Genomic DNA, 16073 nt, shown 5'->3' with positions numbered 1-16073 from the left:
ATCAACCGTTGCTTTCAAGCGATTTCAGCCGCTGGATCATCGCCTCGACGCGGCTGCGTGCCTGCTCGTTGCGTGCCATCAAACCGGCCCGCTCGCCGGACAACTGCTCCTGGCTATGGCGCAGGCTGCGGTTTTCCTCGGTGAGACGGCGCACGGTGTCGAGCAGCCGGTCCAGCTGCTGACTCAAGGCGACCAGCTCCTGATGGACGTGGTCGGACTGAACGGGGTCGGGCGTACTCATGCACGAAACTATAACAGGACGCCGACGGAAGTCAGCCGGCTACCGCCCGAGGTCGGTGGCCGGCGTGGCGGGTGCATTAAACTGGCGGCCATTCCCTGATGGAGTACCGCCATGACGGCAGCCGAGCCTGTAGGCCACGACGATATCGATGCGCTGATCACGCGCCTGCGGCTGGGCACCGAGGCCAGCGAATTGCACGGCTCGCTGTGCGGTTATCTGGCAGGTGGCGGCTTGCTGCGCGGCACCTCCGTGCTGGCCGCGCTGCAGCTCGATGGCGAGGCCACTGATCCCTCCGCGGACGACCAGGCTTTGCTGCAGCGGCTGGCCCGGCAGTGCGAAGCCGAATTGACCGATCCGGAGCTGGGTTTCGAACCGCTGCTGCCGGCCGACGATCGGCCGCTGCCCGAGCGCGCCGAGGCGATGGTCGACTGGTGCCGCGGTTTCCTCGGTGGCTTCGGTCTCGCCGGCACCGCGGCACATGCGCAGCTGTCGGACGATGCGCAGGAAGTCCTGCGTGACCTCGGTACGGTCGCCGCCTCGTCGTTCGATTTCGGCAACGAGGCCGAAGATGAGGACGCCCTGATCGAAGTGCAGGAGTTCGTGCGCGTCGCCGCGATGCTGCTGCACACCGAATGCAGCGCGCACGACCCGTCCGCCAGCGGCACGGTGCATTGATTCCCAGCACACCGAAGCTGGCCGCGCTGGCGATCACGCCGGACGAATTCGCACGGCGTCGTCACCAGCTGATGCAGATGGCTGGCGAAGATGCCGTGTTGCTGGTTGCTGCCGCGCCCGAGCGGATGCGCAATGCCGATGCGGCGTGGCCGTACCGGCAGGATTCGGACTTCCATTACCTGGCGGGTTTTCCCGAAGCCGACGCGGTGCTGGCGCTGCTGCCGGGTCGCAAGCATGGCGAGGTGGTGCTGTTCTGCCGTGAGCGTGATCCGGAGCGTGATCGCTGGCATGGCCAGTCGATCGGCACCGAGCAGGCGGTCAGCGGCTACGGCATGGACGACGCGTTCCCGATCGAGGACATCGACGACATCCTGCCCGGCATGATCGAGGGCCGTGGCCGCGTGTACTGCCACTTCGGCCGCGAACCGGAGTTCGATGCGCAACTGCTGGGCTGGATGCGCAAGCTGCGCCAGCTGCGTGGCGGCGGCGTGGTGCCGAAGGAATTCGTGGCGCTCGGACATCTGCTGCACGACCTGCGCCTGTACAAGTCGCGTGCCGAACTGAGGCTGATGCGCGCCTCCGCTGCGATCGCGGTGGACGCACATCTGGCGGCGCTGCAGGTCGCCACGCCCGGCCGCCTGGAATACGAAGTCGAGGCGGAGTTGCTGCGGGTGGTACGCAGCCGCGGCGCCGTGCCGGCATTTGCGCCGATCATCGCCGGCGGCGCGAATGCCTGCGTGATGCATTACCAGAGCCACCGCGCCGCGCTGCGCGATGGCGAACTGCTGCTGATCGACGCCGGCGCCGAGCTGGACTGTTATGCGTCCGACATCAGCCGCACGTTTCCGCTCAACGGTCGCTACAGCCGCGAGCAGCGCGCGCTTTATGAAATTGTGCTGGCCGCGCAACTGGCGGCGATCGACGAAGTGCGGCCCGGCCAACCGTTCAGCGCCGCGCATACGGCGGCCGTGCGTGTGCTTACCGAAGGTTTGTGCCAGTTGGGTTTGCTCAAGGGCGATGCCGACGCGGCGATTGCCGAGGGCAGCTACAAGCGTTTCTTTCCGGCCAAGACCGGTCACTGGCTCGGGTTGGACGTGCACGATGTCGGTGACTACCGCGTCGGCGGCGAATCGCGCCTGCTCGAGCCGGACATGGTGCTGACGGTGGAGCCGGGCCTGTATGTGGCGCCAGATGATCGCACGGTGGCCGAACGCTGGCGCGGCATCGGTATCCGCATCGAGGACGACGTGGCGGTGACTCGCGACGGCAACGAGGTGCTTACGGCAGCGATGCCGAAAGAGGCCGAGGCGATCGAGGCCTTGCTGGCGGCGCGCTAGCTCAGTTCGTCCGGCAGTTCTGCATCAGTACGCAAGCGGTTCGCCTCGTCAGTGGCATGCACCTCGTACCACATTGCATTGAGGATGGCGAAAGCACAGGCCAGCCCGAGTCCAAGTATCCATGCGAAATACCACATCAGCTTGCGCTCCTTTCAATAGCCGCCGTGCGCCTTGCGCACCTGTTCGAGGGTGATCCGCCCGCGCATCACGCGATACACCCAGCTGGTGTAGAGCATCACGATCGGCAGCAGGACGGCGGTGACGATCAGCATCAGCTGCAAGGTGCCGCGACTGGAGGATGCATCCCACACGGTGAGGCTGGAACGCGGGTCGAGACTGGACGGCAGCAGGAACGGAAACAGCGCGAAGCCGGCCGAGGCGATCGTGCTACCCACCATCAGGCTGCTGGCGATGAAGCCGGCCACGCTGCGCCGGCCGATCAAGGCCTGCACGCCGACAGCGGAAACCAGCGCCAGCAGCGGCGCGATCCAGAACCACGGGTACTGCATGTAGCCGGCGAACCAGCTGCCGCCCTGGGCGACCTGCTTGTACAGCGGATTGGAAACGCCGTCGGTGACCACCGGCCCGACCACCGCGTAGCCGGGAATGCCGTAAGCCAGCCACACGCCGGCCAGCACATACAGCGCCGCAAAGAGCAGGGTCATCCAGCGCGCGATTTTCACCGCGCGCACCGCGATCACGTGGTCGGCCTTCAACGCAGCCCAGCATGCACCATGCGCCAGCAGCATGCTCAGCGACACCAGCCCGCACAGCAGCGCGAACGGATGCAGCAGATCGAAGAAGCCGCCCTGCCAGCTCATGCGCAGATCGCCGTCGAACCGGAACGGCACGCCGAGGAACAGGTTGCCGAACGCGACGCCGGCGACCAGCATCACCACGAAGCCGGAGCCGCTGAGGATCCAGTCCCACAGCGACGCCCAGCGCGGGTCGTGGATCTTTCCGCGGAAGTTGAAACCGACCGGACGCAGGATCAGCGCCAGCAGCACCAGCGCGATCGCCAGGTACATGCCGGAGAACGACACCGCATACAGCATCGGCCACGCCGCGAACGTGGCGCCGCCGGCGAGGATGAACCACACCTGGTTGCCTTCCCAGGTCGGCTCGATCCCTTCCAGCAGCACCAGTCGTTCCTCGTTGTCGCGGCCGAGCACTTTCAGCAGTCCGGCGACGCCGAAATCGAAGCCGTCCATGATGGCGAAGCCGATCAGCAAGGTGCCGAGCAGGGCCCACCAGATCACTCGCAAGCTTTCATAATCGAACATGCTTTTCTCCGAATTTTCTTTTCCCCTCAGTGGGGAAATGCCACAGGCAGATGAGAGGCGGGTGCTGGCAAGAATGATCCGCGATGCGCGCTTCTACTTCCTCTCCCCTTGTGGGAGAGGATTGAGGAGAGGGGGAGCACGCTGGCGAGGAATTCATCATTGCGCGCTTTGACGAGAGTGTGCCGCCAGCTCTTCCCCCTCTCCCGCAAGGGGAGAGGGGGAAGAGCTGGACGGCCAGATGCCCAAACCGTCCGGCCCCTTGCGGATGAACTTCCGCATCAGCATCACGTCGACGATCGCCAGTGCGGTGTAGAACAACACGAAGCCGCCCAGTGAAGTGAGTACCTGACCGGCACTGACCGATGACACGCCGAGCGCCGTCGGCAACACGCCCTCGATTGCCCACGGCTGGCGCCCGTATTCGGCAACGATCCAGCCCAGCTCGATCGCGACCCACGGCAGCGGCAGGCTCCATAGCGCCAGGCGCAGATACCAGCGCTGGGTATCGAGCTGGCGCGTGCTCGCCTTCCAGAACGAGAACGCGAACAGCGCGATGAAATAGAAGCCGCAGCCGACCATGATGCGGAACGCCCAGAACAGCACCGGCACATTCGGGATTGTGCTGTCGGCGGCTTTCTGGATATCCGCCGGCGTCGCCTGACGCGGATCGTCGACGTACTTCTTCAGCAGCAGCGCGTAGCCCAGATCCTGATCGTGCGCGGCGAGCGTGGCCTTGGCCTGTACGTTGTCCTTGTCCTGCCGCAGCATCAGCATCGCGTCGTAGGCCTGGATGCCGTTGCCGATGCGGCCCTTGGCCGCATCCACCAACTCGGCGATGCCGGGCATCGTCTCGTCGATCGAGTGGGTGCCGATCAGGCCCATCACCCAGGGAATCTTCACCGCGAAGTGGGTCTTGCGCTGCTGCACGTCGGGGATGCCGAACAGGGTGAACGAGGCCGGCGCTGGCTCGGTGTGCCACATCGCCTCGATCGAGGCCATCTTCATCTTCTGGTTCAGCGACACGGTGTAGCCGGACGCATCGCCCAGCACCACCACCGACAGCGCCGCGGCGAGGCCGAAGCTCGCTGCCACCGTCATCGAGCGCTTGGCGAAATCCACGTTGCGACCGCGCAGCAGATACCACGCGCTGATCGACAGCACGAACATTGCGCCCATCACGTAGCCTGCGCTCACCGTGTGCACGAACTTGTCCTGCGCCACGGGATTGAAAAACACTTCGGAGAACGAGGTCACTTCCATGCGCATCGTCTGCGGATTGAACGCGGCGCCCACCGGATGCTGCATCCACGCATTCGCGATCAGGATCCACAGCGCCGACAGGCTGGTGCCCAGCGCGAGGAACCAGGTCACCAGCAGGTGCTTGATCCGCGAGATGCGATCCCAGCCCATGAAGAACACGCCGACCAGGGTGGCTTCGAGGAAGAACGCCATCATCCCCTCGATCGCCAGCGGCGCGCCGAACACGTCGCCGACGTAATGCGAGTAGTACGCCCAGTTCATGCCGAACTGGAACTCCATCGTCACGCCGGTCGCCACGCCCATCGCGAAGTTGATGCCGAACAGCACGCCCCAGAACTGCACCATGCGCTTCCACACCTCGCGCCCGGTCATCACGTAGACGCTCTCCATGATCGCGAGCATCCACACCAGACCCAAGGTCAGCGGCACGAACAGGAAGTGGTACAGCGCGGTCAGCGCGAATTGCAGACGCGACAGCGTGACGACATCGGTATCGATGATCATGGGTGACCTGCGGACGGAGTTTGCGAGGTGGGTGCCAGGCGATGCGCGATCGCTTCTGGACTGACATCGGGTTTCGGCTGCGGAGCGAACAGCAGCCACCAGATCAGCATCAGCACGGCGATCTTGAGGGCGATCACGCCGAACAGCTCGAACGTCAGCCGGCGCAGCGGACGAGCTGGCAGAGCGTGGCGATCCGGTTCGACAGACGATATGGACATGCGGCGATCCCGTGCATCACATATGCACCGAGAATACGCCGCGTCTGTGCAACTGTCGTGCGCAGTAATGCCGCAGCCTGCGGCAATCTGCGCATATCGCGCCGGGCAGGTCAGGGTGGCTGGTCGTATATCAGGTCATGCAGGGGCCGGCTGATTACCGGGCCGCTTGCAGGTGAACATTCAGGCGCAGAGTGACGCCACGGTCGGGCGATGCATCAAGCACCAGCTCGCTGCCGAGGCGATCGGCGCGAGTGCGCAGACTGGCCAGCCCCGCGCCGCCTACTTGATGACTGTCGCGTGCGGCAGCGAGGTCGAAGCCGCTGCCGTTGTCGCGGACTTCAATGGACAGCTGCGCGTTGGAGCGCCGCACGGTGATCTCCACACGACTGGCATGGCTGTGCTTAAGCACGTTGGTCAGCGCCTCCTGCAGAAGGCGCAGCAGGTCGAGGCTGCGCGCGGGGCCGAGGTGCAGTCCGTCGAGGCCTTCCAGTTGCCAGCAGCTGTCGATGTCGGCCACATCCAGGCGCTGGCTCCAGCGGTGGCGCAGCGGGGCGAGCAGGCCGGCCAGGTCGGAGTCATGTTCGTGGGTGGTGGTATCGATGACCAGGCGCAGGTCGTCGCGCAGTTCCTTCAGGGTGCTGACCACGCGCGCGGGTTCTGGCGGACGCTGCGGATTTTCCAGCGTGGCAATGGCGCCGAGCAGGCTGCCGCCGAAGCCGTCGTGCAGGTCGCGCACGAGGTTCAGGCGCTCGCCGATGCGGGTGTTGGCGAGTGCGAGCTGGTGCTCGCGTGTCAGTGTGTCGCCGAGTTGTGCAGTGGCGGCATCGACTTCGTGCCTGAGTTCGACGTTGAAGCCCTCAACCCGGCGCATGGCTTCCGAAAACCGCCATGCCACGGCGAAGCTCATGCCGAGCAGGGACACCGGCGAGGTCAGTTCGCCGAGAAAGGTAGTACCACGCACCAGCTCCAGATACAGCGAGAGGTCGTACATGGAGGCCAGCACCGGCAACAGCATCGATGCCGCGAGCACGCGCACGTCGATGCGCGAACTGCGCGTGGCATACCAGAGAAAAACAGCGATCGCGACGTAATAGAGCACGACGGTGGGTATGACCCACAGGTTGCGCCACGGCCCCATCACGCCGGGCGCAAGCAGGGCGACGGCGAATGCGGCGACGGTTGCCAGCAGCAGGATCCCTTCGGTGCGCGGCCAGCGCCGGCCGCAGAAGCGCAGCAGGAACACGATGAAACTGCACGCCAGGGCCACGAACATCGCGACGTTGAAGGCCTGCCAGGCATCCGTGGTGGTGAATGGCCACGGACTGTCGGCGACATAATTCCAGCCGTAGCCTGCGCCGAAGATGGTGCTCAGCGCATACCAGCCATAGACGGTGTCCTTGCGTCGCAGCAGCCAGAACATGCCGAACAGCGAGCCGAGTACCGCGCTGATCGCAAAGTCGAACTGGCGGATGCCGTAACGCCAGCGCAGGTTGTGCTGATAGAGCGCGTGCACGGCTTCCGGGTTGCCCAGCTGCACCTTGCCGAAACCGGGCTGATAGCTGGCGAGACCGGAGACGCGCACCAGCAAGGTGTTGTCGCCCGCGTGCAGCAGGGGCTTGTCGATGGTGAAGTATTGCGGTGCGACCCAGCTGCGCGACAGCGGCTCGACCAGCTGCGGGTCGCGGTGGATCAGGCTGCCGTTGACGTAGACGGCATCGGCCATGCACACATATTCGAGCAGAATCCCGACCGGCGTGTCCGCGTTGGTCTGGTTCCAGTGCACGCGATACCAGACCACGCCATCGTGCTGTGGCCAGCGGGTGTTCCAGTAGTCCATCAACGTGACCGGGGTCCAGCCCGTGCTGGGCACTGCACCGGAAAGCCAGTCGGCCTGCACGGCTTCGGCGCGGTCGATGGTCAGCACGGCCGGTGTCGCCGGCGTTGCCTGTCGTGCGCAGGCGGTGAGCACGAGCATCAGGCCAAGTGCCAACCAGGCGCATGCGCGGTGCCTCAATGCAACAGACCCAGCGCTTTTGCCTCGAAGACTGCCGCGGTGCGCGAGCGTACCGCCAGCTTGCGATAGATGCTCTTGGTGTAACCCTCGATGGTGAAGCGCGACAAGGTGGTCAGTTCGGCGATGTCGCGGTTGCTGTAGCCGCGTGCCACCAGCTTCAGGATCTCGGATTCGCGGTCCGACAAGGCGTGATCCGGTGGTCGCGCAGTAGCAACTACGGTCCCGCTTGCGACGGTGGTTGCCGGCTCGGTCGGAAGCTGCAGCAAGGCGAGGATGCCGCGGGCGATCGTCGGGTCGATCGGCGCACCGCCGCGGCGGATGCTCTGCAACGCCAGGCTGAGCTCGATGTCCTCGCGCTCTTTCAACAGGTAACCGATGGCACCCGCGCGCAGGGCGGCCAGCACGGTGTCTTCATGCCCCCAGGCGGAGATCACCACCGTGGTTACTTGCGGATGGTGGACATGCAGCCATGCGATCAGGTCGATGCCGTTGCCGTCGGGCAGGCCGATGTCGATCAGGGCCATGCTGGTCGCGTTCTCGCCCAGTTGCGCCTTGGCGGCGGCGATGCTGTCGACGGCGGTGATCTGTGCATCGGCGCCGATCAGATCGGTCAGCAGTCGCCGCAGACGCTGTTGCATTGGGCCGTTGTCCTCGACGATCAGGGTCGGACTCAGGTCAATGCCGCTTTCTGGTAATTCCATGCCTTGCGCAAGCCCCCCGGCCCGTCACGGAGATCGATCGACCTCTGGAGCGTCGAGTATACGGTGCGGCTGTGACGGTTGGCCCGCTCAGTCGTGCCGCGCGAACGCGTCGCGGGTGAGGTTCTCCGGTGCGCTATCGGTGCACACCACATCGTCCTCGATGCGGATGCCGCCGTACTGGCGGAACGCATCGACCCTGGCCCAGTCGATATCGCCGGCGAACGGTTTGTCGCGCAATTCGGCCAGCAGCATGTCGATGAAGTACAGGCCGGGTTCGATCGTCACCACCATGCCCGGTTCCAGTACGCGGGTCATGCGCAGATACGGATGACCTTCCGGGCGCGCGATGCTACCGCCGTGCTCGCTCTGCTGGAAGCCGGCGACGTCGTGCACCTGCAGGCCGATCGGATGACCGAGGCCGTGCGGGAAGAACGCGCTGCTGACGCCGGACTCGACCGCGCTCTCGGCGCTCATGCGAATGAAGCCGTGCTCGCGCAATACGCCGGCCAGCACGTGATGGGCATGGATGTGCAGTTCGGGATAACTCTGGCCGGCGCGCACTTTCGCGACGAAACCCTGCTGCGCGGCGTCGACGCTGTCGATCAAGGCCTGGAATTTCGCTGCCTGCGGCGCTGCGTAGGTGCGCGTGATATCGCTGGCGTAGCCGGCCGCGCTGGCGCCGGCGTCGATCAGGAACGAGCGGCTGTGCGCCGGCGGCATGCGGTCAAAGTTCGTGTAGTGCAGCACCGCGCCATGCTCGTTCAGGCCGACGATGCTGGCGTACGGCAGTTCGGCATCGGTCTGCCGCGCGGCGGCGAGATAGGTCAGGTGGATGCCGAACTCGCTGCGGCCGGCACGGAAGGAGGCCTCGGCCGCGCGGTGCGCGCGCGCGCCGATGCGACTGGCTTCGCGCATCAGGGCGAGTTCGTACGGCGTCTTGTAGCTGCGGTACCAGTGCAGGTAGTCGAGTACGACTGGCGGGTTGTTCGCCTCGACGCCATCGACGGTGGGGCAGGCGGCGGCGATCACCGCGCGCTTGCCGGCGGGCAGTTCAGCCAGCGCGTCGGCGGCGTTGCGCACGATCACGATGTCGAAGTGCTCGACCCAGTAGCCGTGCGGTGCCTGCGGCACGACATGCCAGTAGTCGCGCGGCTGCAGGAAAATCAGCTTCGGCTTGCGGCCCGGGGTGTAGGCGATCCAGCTGCCCGGCGCGTCGGTCAGCGGCAGCCAGTGCTTGAAGTGCGGATTGACCACGAACGGGTAATCCTGGTCGTCGAGGAACTTGCGCAGCGGTGTGCCGGCGGCGATCAGCAGGTGATCGAAGCCGCCCAGTGCGAGTGCCCGGTCGGCGCGCTCGCGCACGGTGGCCAGATGGTGCGGATACAGCTTGGCGAGTTGATCGTGCATGGCGACTCCTGCGACGGCGGGCTGTTCTGCTGCCGGATCGTCTGCACGCGTCGTGACAACGGGCGACCCTGTTGCGGGCCGCTTGCGCGCAGGGCCGGAACAGCCCGTGCTGGGTGGGGAAGGGGTAAAGCAGGTGCCCATGATGCCGCGCGGGCGCGGCGACTGCCAGCGAAGCTCAGGCTTGCGCCAGCCAGTTGTCGAGCCGGGCGGCATCGGCATCGGTGATCGCCACGATCCGGTAGCCTGCCCAGATCTGTCCGGAACTGGCAGCGGGTTCGTGCCATTGTTCCTTGATGCCGGCCTCGATCGGCTGCGACTGGGTCAGCATCCGGCCCGAACCCGGCAGGGTCACGCTTACCTGATAGAGCGCGTCGCTGCGTGGTGCCTGCGCGCTGATCAACAGCATGCCGGTACTGGAAATATTGCCCAGGTGGCCGATCGGCAGACCGCTGATGACGTCGGTCACGATGGCATTGACGGAGGTGCGCTTGCGTTCGGCGCGACGCTGGTTGCTGGAGCTCATCGGTGATCGGATCCCGGTGAAGTGGAACGTTTGGCAGCGGCCGGCTGACGCAGGCTGCCGGTGAGGCTGCGCCAGGCGCGATCGAGCATGCTCTCACGCTGGTCCACCACCTCGGAAACGCGGCCACTGGCCACTTCGTGGGCCAGCTGGCTCAAACTCACTTCCTCGCCGCGCTGGCCGCGTCGGCTGACCAGCAGGCAGCGCCCGGACATCGGCGAGTACCAGGCCAGCTTGCGCCGCGTGATCTGCCCGCTGGCCGGGTCGATGAATTCGAACCAGCTGCCGAACGGCAGCTCGCGTAGATGCTGCTCGATGCGCCGCTCACGCGGGCTGGGTTCAGGCGGCTGCGGCAGGGCACGTGCGGGAGTCTGCGCAGGTTGGGCAGAAGCCTGTGCGGGATGGCTGGTTGCCGGCTCAGGCTGGGTAGTCTGATGTTCGCCCAGGCGCTGATGCTGTTTCAGGCGCATGGCGAGATCGGTGGCGCTGGGCAGTTCCACCGCCGGGTCGGGTTTGCCCGCTCCCAGCAGCCGCTGCGCCACCTGTTCCGCTTCCTCGGCGTGCATGCCGATTTGCTGCAGGCCGTTCTCCACGTTTTCCTGCAACTTCGCGCGGTCGCCGGCGGGGAGGCGGCCGAGCAGCTGATCGGTGATTGCCAGCTGTGCGCCGAACGCGTCGCTGTTCTCACCATGACGAAGCAGGGTCAACGCCAGCACGTCTGACCAGGCCCGATCCAGCAGTGCGCGCAGCAGACCGCGTGGCGGCGATTGCGCAAAGCGTTCGGCCATCAGCTCGCTGGCGCGCTGGCGCGCCTGATCCAGCCGCTCGCGTCCCTGTGCCGCTTCCACGTGGCGGCGTTCGGCCGCCTGCGCCTTGCGTGTGAGCAGGGCCAGGTGATGTTCGATATCGGCCAGCAGCGTGGTGTACAGACCGGCGCTGGGCGGCTCCTGATTGGCACGGCTGACCAGTTGCTCGAGCTTGGTCGCCAGTGGCCGGTTGCTCTCGTCGTCGCTGCCGTCGAGCCAGTCGTTGGCGGTGGCGGTGACCGTATCCAGCAGCCGGCGCGCCGGATGCTCGCGCTTTTCGAAAAAGGTACGGTCGGCGACCGCCATGCGCAGCACCGGCAGCTGCAGGTCGCTCAGCAGGGTCTTGGCATTGCCGCCATGTTGCAGTTGCTGGCCGAGCTGTTCGAACAGCCGCGCCACCAATTCCACCTTGTCGCCCTGTTCGCCGCTGAGCTGGGTACGCGGAGCGTCGCTGGGCTTGCCGACGTTGAGCTGGGCCAGCAATTCCTCGCGCAGCCGTGCAGCGCTGCGCAGTTCGCGGGTGGCGTGATCGGTGACCTGGGCCAGATGCTGCTGCAACGCGCCGAGCGCGGTCTGCAACTCGTCCTCGCTGGCGGCGCGGCCGGACAACTGGCCGTAGGCGCCGCCCTGATTGGCACGCTGCTGCGCCAGCAGATTGCGCAGCGATTCCAGTACCTCGATGGAGCCACCACCCGAGCCACTGCCGGTGCCACCAACCTGAGCCGCGCCCGGGTTGCCGGTGGCGGCAGCAGGGGCAGGTTCGGTGGATGCCGCGGCTTCATCGGTGCTTGTACGCGGCCGCTTGCTGATATGGCGCGGAATCGGAATGCTGCGCAGTTGCGGCAGGATGCCATCGGCCTGCAGTTCGGCATTGACGATGTCGTATAGCGGTGCCAGCGACTGCAGCACCCACTGATCGAAGTGCTGCAACAACAGCAACTGGTGCGCCAGCGGCAGCTTGAGTTCGACACTGGCCTGTTGGCACATCTGCGCCAAGGCGTGCGGCCCCAGCGGCAGCGCCGTGCCTTCCAGTGGTGGCGCGCCGATCAGCACGCCCATCCGGTAGCTCAGCTCGTACAGCACGCTGCTGTGGCGTACTTCGCCACGAGCGCCCAGTTGTTCCAGCGCCATGGACAGATCCTGCTGGACCATATCGAGCAGTTCCAGAGACTGCCATGGCGTTGCCTCGGTCGCCGTGTCGCCGGCCTGGTTGGCGGCGCTGTCGAGCTCATCGAACGTGCTGCCTAGCAACTCCATGAAGCGCTGTTCGAACGTGACCCGATCCTGCAGTACGCGTTGCCGGCTGGCGAAGTAGTCCTGCTGCACGCTGGGCAGTTGCGCCCGTTCGGCCAGTGCAAAAAGCTGCTGTTCGAACTCGCTCAGGCAACGTCGCAGCGGTTCGTGCAGCCCTCCCACGGAGAGCGCGTAGCTGGCTTCCAGCAGTCGCTGCGCGCGCGCGGGCCAGCGCCCGCTGTTGAGGCGGGTGCCTTGGTGCGACGCGAGCGAGCGGCGTCGATCCTGTCCGACATCCATGCAAGAACCTGTGTTTTCCCCCGGAGTCTTCAGTCTATGCCGGTTGCCGCGGCTATGCCATCGCTGGCCGAGATCGCTTCAGTCGAGAAAACTGGCGATCACGTCGTTGAGAAAGCGCTGGCCCAGCGGGGTGGTATGCAGCCGCTGCGGATCGTCGTGCAGCCAACCGCGCTGGTGGGCGGCGGCCAGTCCGGCGGCGATGCGCTCGGGCGGCAGGCCGGTACGTTCGGCGAAAGCAGCCAGCGGTACGCCGTCGATCAGGCGCAGTGCGTTCAGCATGTACTCAAACGGCAGTTCGGCGGCGCTGACCACGCTGTCGCCACCGATGCGTGCGGTGCCGCCGGCAGCTTCCAGGTAGGCGCGCGGGTGGCGGGTTTTCCAGCGCCGATGGACCTGATTGCTGGCGGTGTCGCTGAGCTTGCCGTGTGCGCCCGCACCGATGCCGAGGTAATCGCCGAACTGCCAGTAGTTGAGATTGTGTACGCAACGCCGGTCGGGCTGCGCGTACGCGGAGATCTCGTACTGACCATAGCCGGCGGCAGCGAGACGGGCCTCGCAGGCTTCCTGCATCGCCCAAGCGTGATCGTCATCCGGCAGCGGCGGCGGGTTGGCGGCGAACGCGGTGTTCGGCTCCAGCGTCAGCTGGTAGTGCGAGATGTGCGTGGGCTGGAGCGCGACCGCACGATCCACGTCGGCCAGCGCGCCGTCCAGCGTCTGCTGCGGCAGCGCGTACATCAGGTCGAGGTTGATGTTGGTGTAGCCGGCATCCTGCGCCGACTTCACCGCGGCCTCGGCTTCATTCGCCGAATGGATGCGACCGAGACGCTTCAATTTGTCGTCGTCGAAGCTCTGCACGCCGAACGAGATGCGGTTGACGCCCGCCGCCAGATAGCCATCGAAACGGCCGTGCTCGACCGTGCCCGGATTGGTCTCCAGCGTGATCTCGGCATCGCTGGCCAGCGGCAGACGTTCGCGCACGCCATCGAGCAGCCGCTCGATCAGCTCCGGCGCGAACAGGCTGGGCGTGCCGCCGCCGAAAAAGATGCTGATGACGGGCCGGCCTTCGAGTGCCGCACCAAAGTCGACGCGATCGGCATCCAGGTCAGCGAGCAGATGGTCGATGTAATCGGCGTAGGGCGGCGGTTCGCTGCGCAAGCCGTGTGAGTTGAAATCGCAGTACGGGCATTTCTTCACGCACCATGGCATGTGGATGTACAGCGCCAGCGGTGGTGCGATGAGGCTCATGCGTGCAGTTCGCGCAGCCGGCCGTGCAGCAGCGCAAGCGCCTGACCACGATGGCTGAGTCGGTTCTTCAGAGCGTCGTCCATCTCGGCGACGCTCTGCTCATACCCATCAGGCAGGAACACCGGGTTGTAGCCGAAGCCGCCGCTGCCACGGCCTTCGGTGAGGATTTGTCCGTGCCAGCGCGCCTCGGCGATCAACGGAGCCGGATCGTTGGCGTGCTGCAGCAACACCAGCACGCAGATGAAGAATGCGCCACGCTGCGCCGCCGGCACGCCATCGAGTTCACGCAGTAGCTTGGCGTTGTTCGCGGCAGCATCGCCATGGCCACCGCTGTAGCGCGCCGAATAAAGTCCCGGCGCGCCGTGCAGATGCTCCACGCACAGGCCCGAATCATCCGCCAGCGCCGGCAGACCGCTGGCCTGTGCGGCGTGGCGTGCCTTGAGCAAGGCGTTCTCGACGAAGGTCAGGCCGGTCTCCTCGGCATCTTCGATGCCAAGGTTGGCCTGGGGAATGACTTCGAGGCCACTGTCGGCAAGCAGTGCGCCGAATTCCTTGAGCTTGCCTGGGTTGCTGCTGGCCAGCACGATGCGCGACATCTTGCTCAGCCCTGCGCGAGTGCCGCGCGCTGTGCGACGACCAGTTCGCCGATGCCTTTCTCGGCCAGTGCCAGCAGGGCGTCCATCTCGTCGCGGCGGAACGCATGGCCTTCGGCGGTGCCCTGCACCTCGATGAAGCCACCGCCATCGTTCATGACCACGTTCATGTCGGTGTCGCAGCCGGAGTCTTCGACGTAATCCAGATCGAGTACCGGCATGCCCTGATAGATGCCGACCGATACCGCGGCGACTGCGCCGATGATCGGGTTGCGCTTGAGGTTTTCGCGCTTCATCAGCAGATTCACCGCATCGACCAGGGCCACGTAGGCGCCGGTGATCGCGGCGGTGCGGGTGCCGCCATCGGCCTGCAGCACGTCGCAATCGAGCGTGATCACGCGTTCGCCCAGTGCCTGGCGGTTGACGCAGGCGCGCAGGGATCGACCGATCAGGCGCTGGATTTCCATGGTGCGGCCACCCTGGCCGCCACGCGCGGCTTCGCGCTGCATGCGGGTATTGGTGGCGCGCGGCAGCATGCCGTACTCGGCGGTGACCCAACCTTCGCCCTTGCCGCGCAGCCAGGCTGGCGCGCGATCCTCGATGCTGGCGGTGCACAGCACGCGGGTGTCGCCGAAGCTCACCAGCACCGAACCTTCGGCGTGGCGGGTGTAGTGACGTTCGATGCTGACGGTACGCAGCTGGTCGCTGTCGCGGCCACTGGGGCGGGAGACGGGATTCATGGGGTGGTTCCTGGCGTCGCTTGGCCGGATTGGGCAAGGCGGGACGGGAGAGTTTACCATTGCGTCCTTTCCCCACGTCCGGACGGCGCCCAGATGATCCGCAGCATGACGGCTTACGCCAGTGCCGAAACCACCGGTCCCGCCGGCACGCTCAGCTGCGAGCTGCGCACGGTCAACCACCGTTACCTGGAGCTGAGCCCGCGCCTGCCGGAGGATCTGCGCAGCTTCGAATCGCAGTTGCGCGAGCGGATCGCGGCGAAGCTGTCGCGTGGAAAGCTCGACATTACCGTACGTCGCGCGGGCGATGCGCGCAGCGAGTCGCTGCAGATCAACAGCGCGCTGCTAGCCCGGTTGTCGGAACTGAATCTGGACATGCTCGCGCGGTTTCCCGGCATGCAGGTGCAATTCACCGAGTTGCTGCGCTTCCCGGGCGTGATGCAGCAGGCCGAGATGGATCCGGAAGCGCAACAGACTGCCTTGTTCGATGTACTCGACCGCGCGCTCGACGCGCTGACCGCCACCCGCGAACGCGAAGGCGAGAAGCTGGGTGAGATCCTGCGCGACAAGCTGGATGGCATCGAGCGCGTGGTTGCCGACGTGCGTGGCTGGATGCCGGAAATCCGTGTCGCCTTGCGCACCCGGCTGGAAACACGGCTGGCCGATCTCAAGCAACCGGTGGAGCCGGGTCGGCTGGAGCAGGAGTTGGTGCTGCAGATCACCCGCACCGATGTCGACGAGGAACTGGATCGTCTTGCCACGCACATCGGCGAAACGCGGCGGGTGCTTGGACTGAAGGAGCCGGTCGGTCGGCGGCTGGATTTCCTGATGCAGGAATTCAACCGCGAGGCGAACACCCTGGGCTCCAAGTCGGTCGATGCGCGCAGCACCAATGCCGCGGTCGAGCTGAAGGTGCTGATCGAGCAGATGCGCGAACAGGTGCAGAACATCGAATGAAGATGCGCGCGCCCACGTTGATTCCGCGCAAGCCGTGGCCCC

At 65.9% G+C, this 16073-nt stretch carries 16 protein-coding genes; 3 read left to right on the top strand and 13 right to left on the bottom strand.

Annotated elements, in window-relative coordinates; translation table 11 throughout:
- Window position 1 precedes the first annotated feature (1 nt).
- Window positions 2-241, bottom strand: a complete 240-nt coding sequence (locus tag IE071_RS10855; protein WP_189441221.1) for a TIGR02449 family protein — start codon at window positions 239-241, stop codon at window positions 2-4.
- Between the two features lie 111 nt (window positions 242-352).
- Between IE071_RS10855 and IE071_RS10850 the strand changes: the two genes are divergently transcribed.
- Together IE071_RS10850 and IE071_RS10845 are read left to right on the top strand one after the other, a co-directional pair.
- Window positions 353-916 carry a UPF0149 family protein gene (locus tag IE071_RS10850; protein ID WP_189441220.1) on the top strand — a complete coding sequence of 188 codons (564 nt, stop codon included), beginning with the start codon at window positions 353-355 and terminating at the stop codon, window positions 914-916.
- The gene (locus IE071_RS10845) at window positions 913-2253 is read left to right on the top strand and encodes an aminopeptidase P N-terminal domain-containing protein (protein WP_189441219.1); all 1341 of its coding nucleotides are present in this window, start codon (window positions 913-915) and stop codon (window positions 2251-2253) included. The genes IE071_RS10850 and IE071_RS10845 overlap by 4 nt, the downstream gene beginning before the upstream one ends.
- Here the strand turns inward: IE071_RS10845 and cydX are convergent.
- The 12 genes from cydX to rph all read right to left on the bottom strand — a co-directional run bounded on the left by cydX (window position 2250) and on the right by rph (window position 15077).
- Complete coding sequence (gene cydX / locus IE071_RS10840) at window positions 2250-2390, bottom strand: cytochrome bd-I oxidase subunit CydX (RefSeq protein ID WP_189441218.1); 141 nt, start codon at window positions 2388-2390, stop codon at window positions 2250-2252. The two genes, IE071_RS10845 and cydX, sit on opposite strands and share 4 nt — an antisense overlap.
- A gap of 15 nt (window positions 2391-2405) precedes the next feature.
- Window positions 2406-3536: a cytochrome d ubiquinol oxidase subunit II gene (gene cydB, locus IE071_RS10835; RefSeq protein WP_189441217.1), complete on the bottom strand. Its 1131-nt coding sequence runs from the start codon at window positions 3534-3536 to the stop codon at window positions 2406-2408.
- Window positions 3537-3692: 156 nt separating this feature from the next.
- Window positions 3693-5297 (bottom strand): cytochrome ubiquinol oxidase subunit I, encoded by a 1605-nt coding sequence (locus IE071_RS10830; RefSeq protein WP_229792906.1) that lies wholly within the window; start codon window positions 5295-5297, stop codon window positions 3693-3695.
- Entirely contained in the window at window positions 5297-5518 is a 222-nt protein-coding gene (gene cydP / locus IE071_RS10825) for a cytochrome oxidase putative small subunit CydP (RefSeq protein ID WP_189441216.1), read from the bottom strand. The genes IE071_RS10830 and cydP overlap by 1 nt, the downstream gene beginning before the upstream one ends.
- A gap of 154 nt (window positions 5519-5672) precedes the next feature.
- Entirely contained in the window at window positions 5673-7493 is a 1821-nt protein-coding gene (locus IE071_RS10820; RefSeq protein ID WP_189441215.1) for a sensor histidine kinase, read from the bottom strand.
- A gap of 35 nt (window positions 7494-7528) precedes the next feature.
- A complete protein-coding gene (locus IE071_RS10815) occupies window positions 7529-8233 on the bottom strand; it encodes a response regulator (RefSeq protein ID WP_189441214.1) in 705 nt (234 codons plus the stop codon).
- 87 nt (window positions 8234-8320) lie between these two features.
- Window positions 8321-9640 carry a Xaa-Pro dipeptidase gene (gene pepQ, locus IE071_RS10810; RefSeq protein ID WP_189441213.1) on the bottom strand — a complete coding sequence of 440 codons (1320 nt, stop codon included), beginning with the start codon at window positions 9638-9640 and terminating at the stop codon, window positions 8321-8323.
- Window positions 9641-9815: 175 nt separating this feature from the next.
- The gene (locus IE071_RS10805; protein WP_189441212.1) at window positions 9816-10163 is read right to left on the bottom strand and encodes a PilZ domain-containing protein; all 348 of its coding nucleotides are present in this window, start codon (window positions 10161-10163) and stop codon (window positions 9816-9818) included.
- A complete protein-coding gene (locus IE071_RS10800) occupies window positions 10160-12499 on the bottom strand; it encodes a DUF1631 family protein (protein ID WP_189441211.1) in 2340 nt (779 codons plus the stop codon). Before IE071_RS10800 ends, IE071_RS10805 begins: the two co-directional genes overlap by 4 nt.
- 78 nt (window positions 12500-12577) lie before the next feature.
- A complete protein-coding gene (hemW, locus tag IE071_RS10795; protein WP_189441210.1) occupies window positions 12578-13744 on the bottom strand; it encodes a radical SAM family heme chaperone HemW in 1167 nt (388 codons plus the stop codon).
- The gene (gene rdgB / locus IE071_RS10790) at window positions 13741-14340 is read right to left on the bottom strand and encodes an RdgB/HAM1 family non-canonical purine NTP pyrophosphatase (protein ID WP_189441209.1); all 600 of its coding nucleotides are present in this window, start codon (window positions 14338-14340) and stop codon (window positions 13741-13743) included. The genes hemW and rdgB overlap by 4 nt, the downstream gene beginning before the upstream one ends.
- A gap of 5 nt (window positions 14341-14345) precedes the next feature.
- On the bottom strand, window positions 14346-15077 hold the full coding sequence (rph, locus tag IE071_RS10785) for a ribonuclease PH (protein ID WP_189441208.1): 732 nt from the start codon (window positions 15075-15077) through the stop codon (window positions 14346-14348).
- Window positions 15078-15170: 93 nt separating this feature from the next.
- On the opposite strand from rph, the gene IE071_RS10780 reads away from it, so the two are divergent.
- A complete protein-coding gene (locus tag IE071_RS10780; RefSeq protein WP_189441207.1) occupies window positions 15171-16031 on the top strand; it encodes a YicC/YloC family endoribonuclease in 861 nt (286 codons plus the stop codon).
- The last annotated feature ends 42 nt before the right edge of the window (window positions 16032-16073 follow it).

This window comes from Rhodanobacter panaciterrae (assembly GCF_014651895.1).
Classification (GTDB): Bacteria; Pseudomonadota; Gammaproteobacteria; order Xanthomonadales; family Rhodanobacteraceae; genus Rhodanobacter; species Rhodanobacter panaciterrae.
Note: the sequence above shows the minus strand (reverse complement) of the source record. Positions and strands in the feature narration are given on the sequence as shown.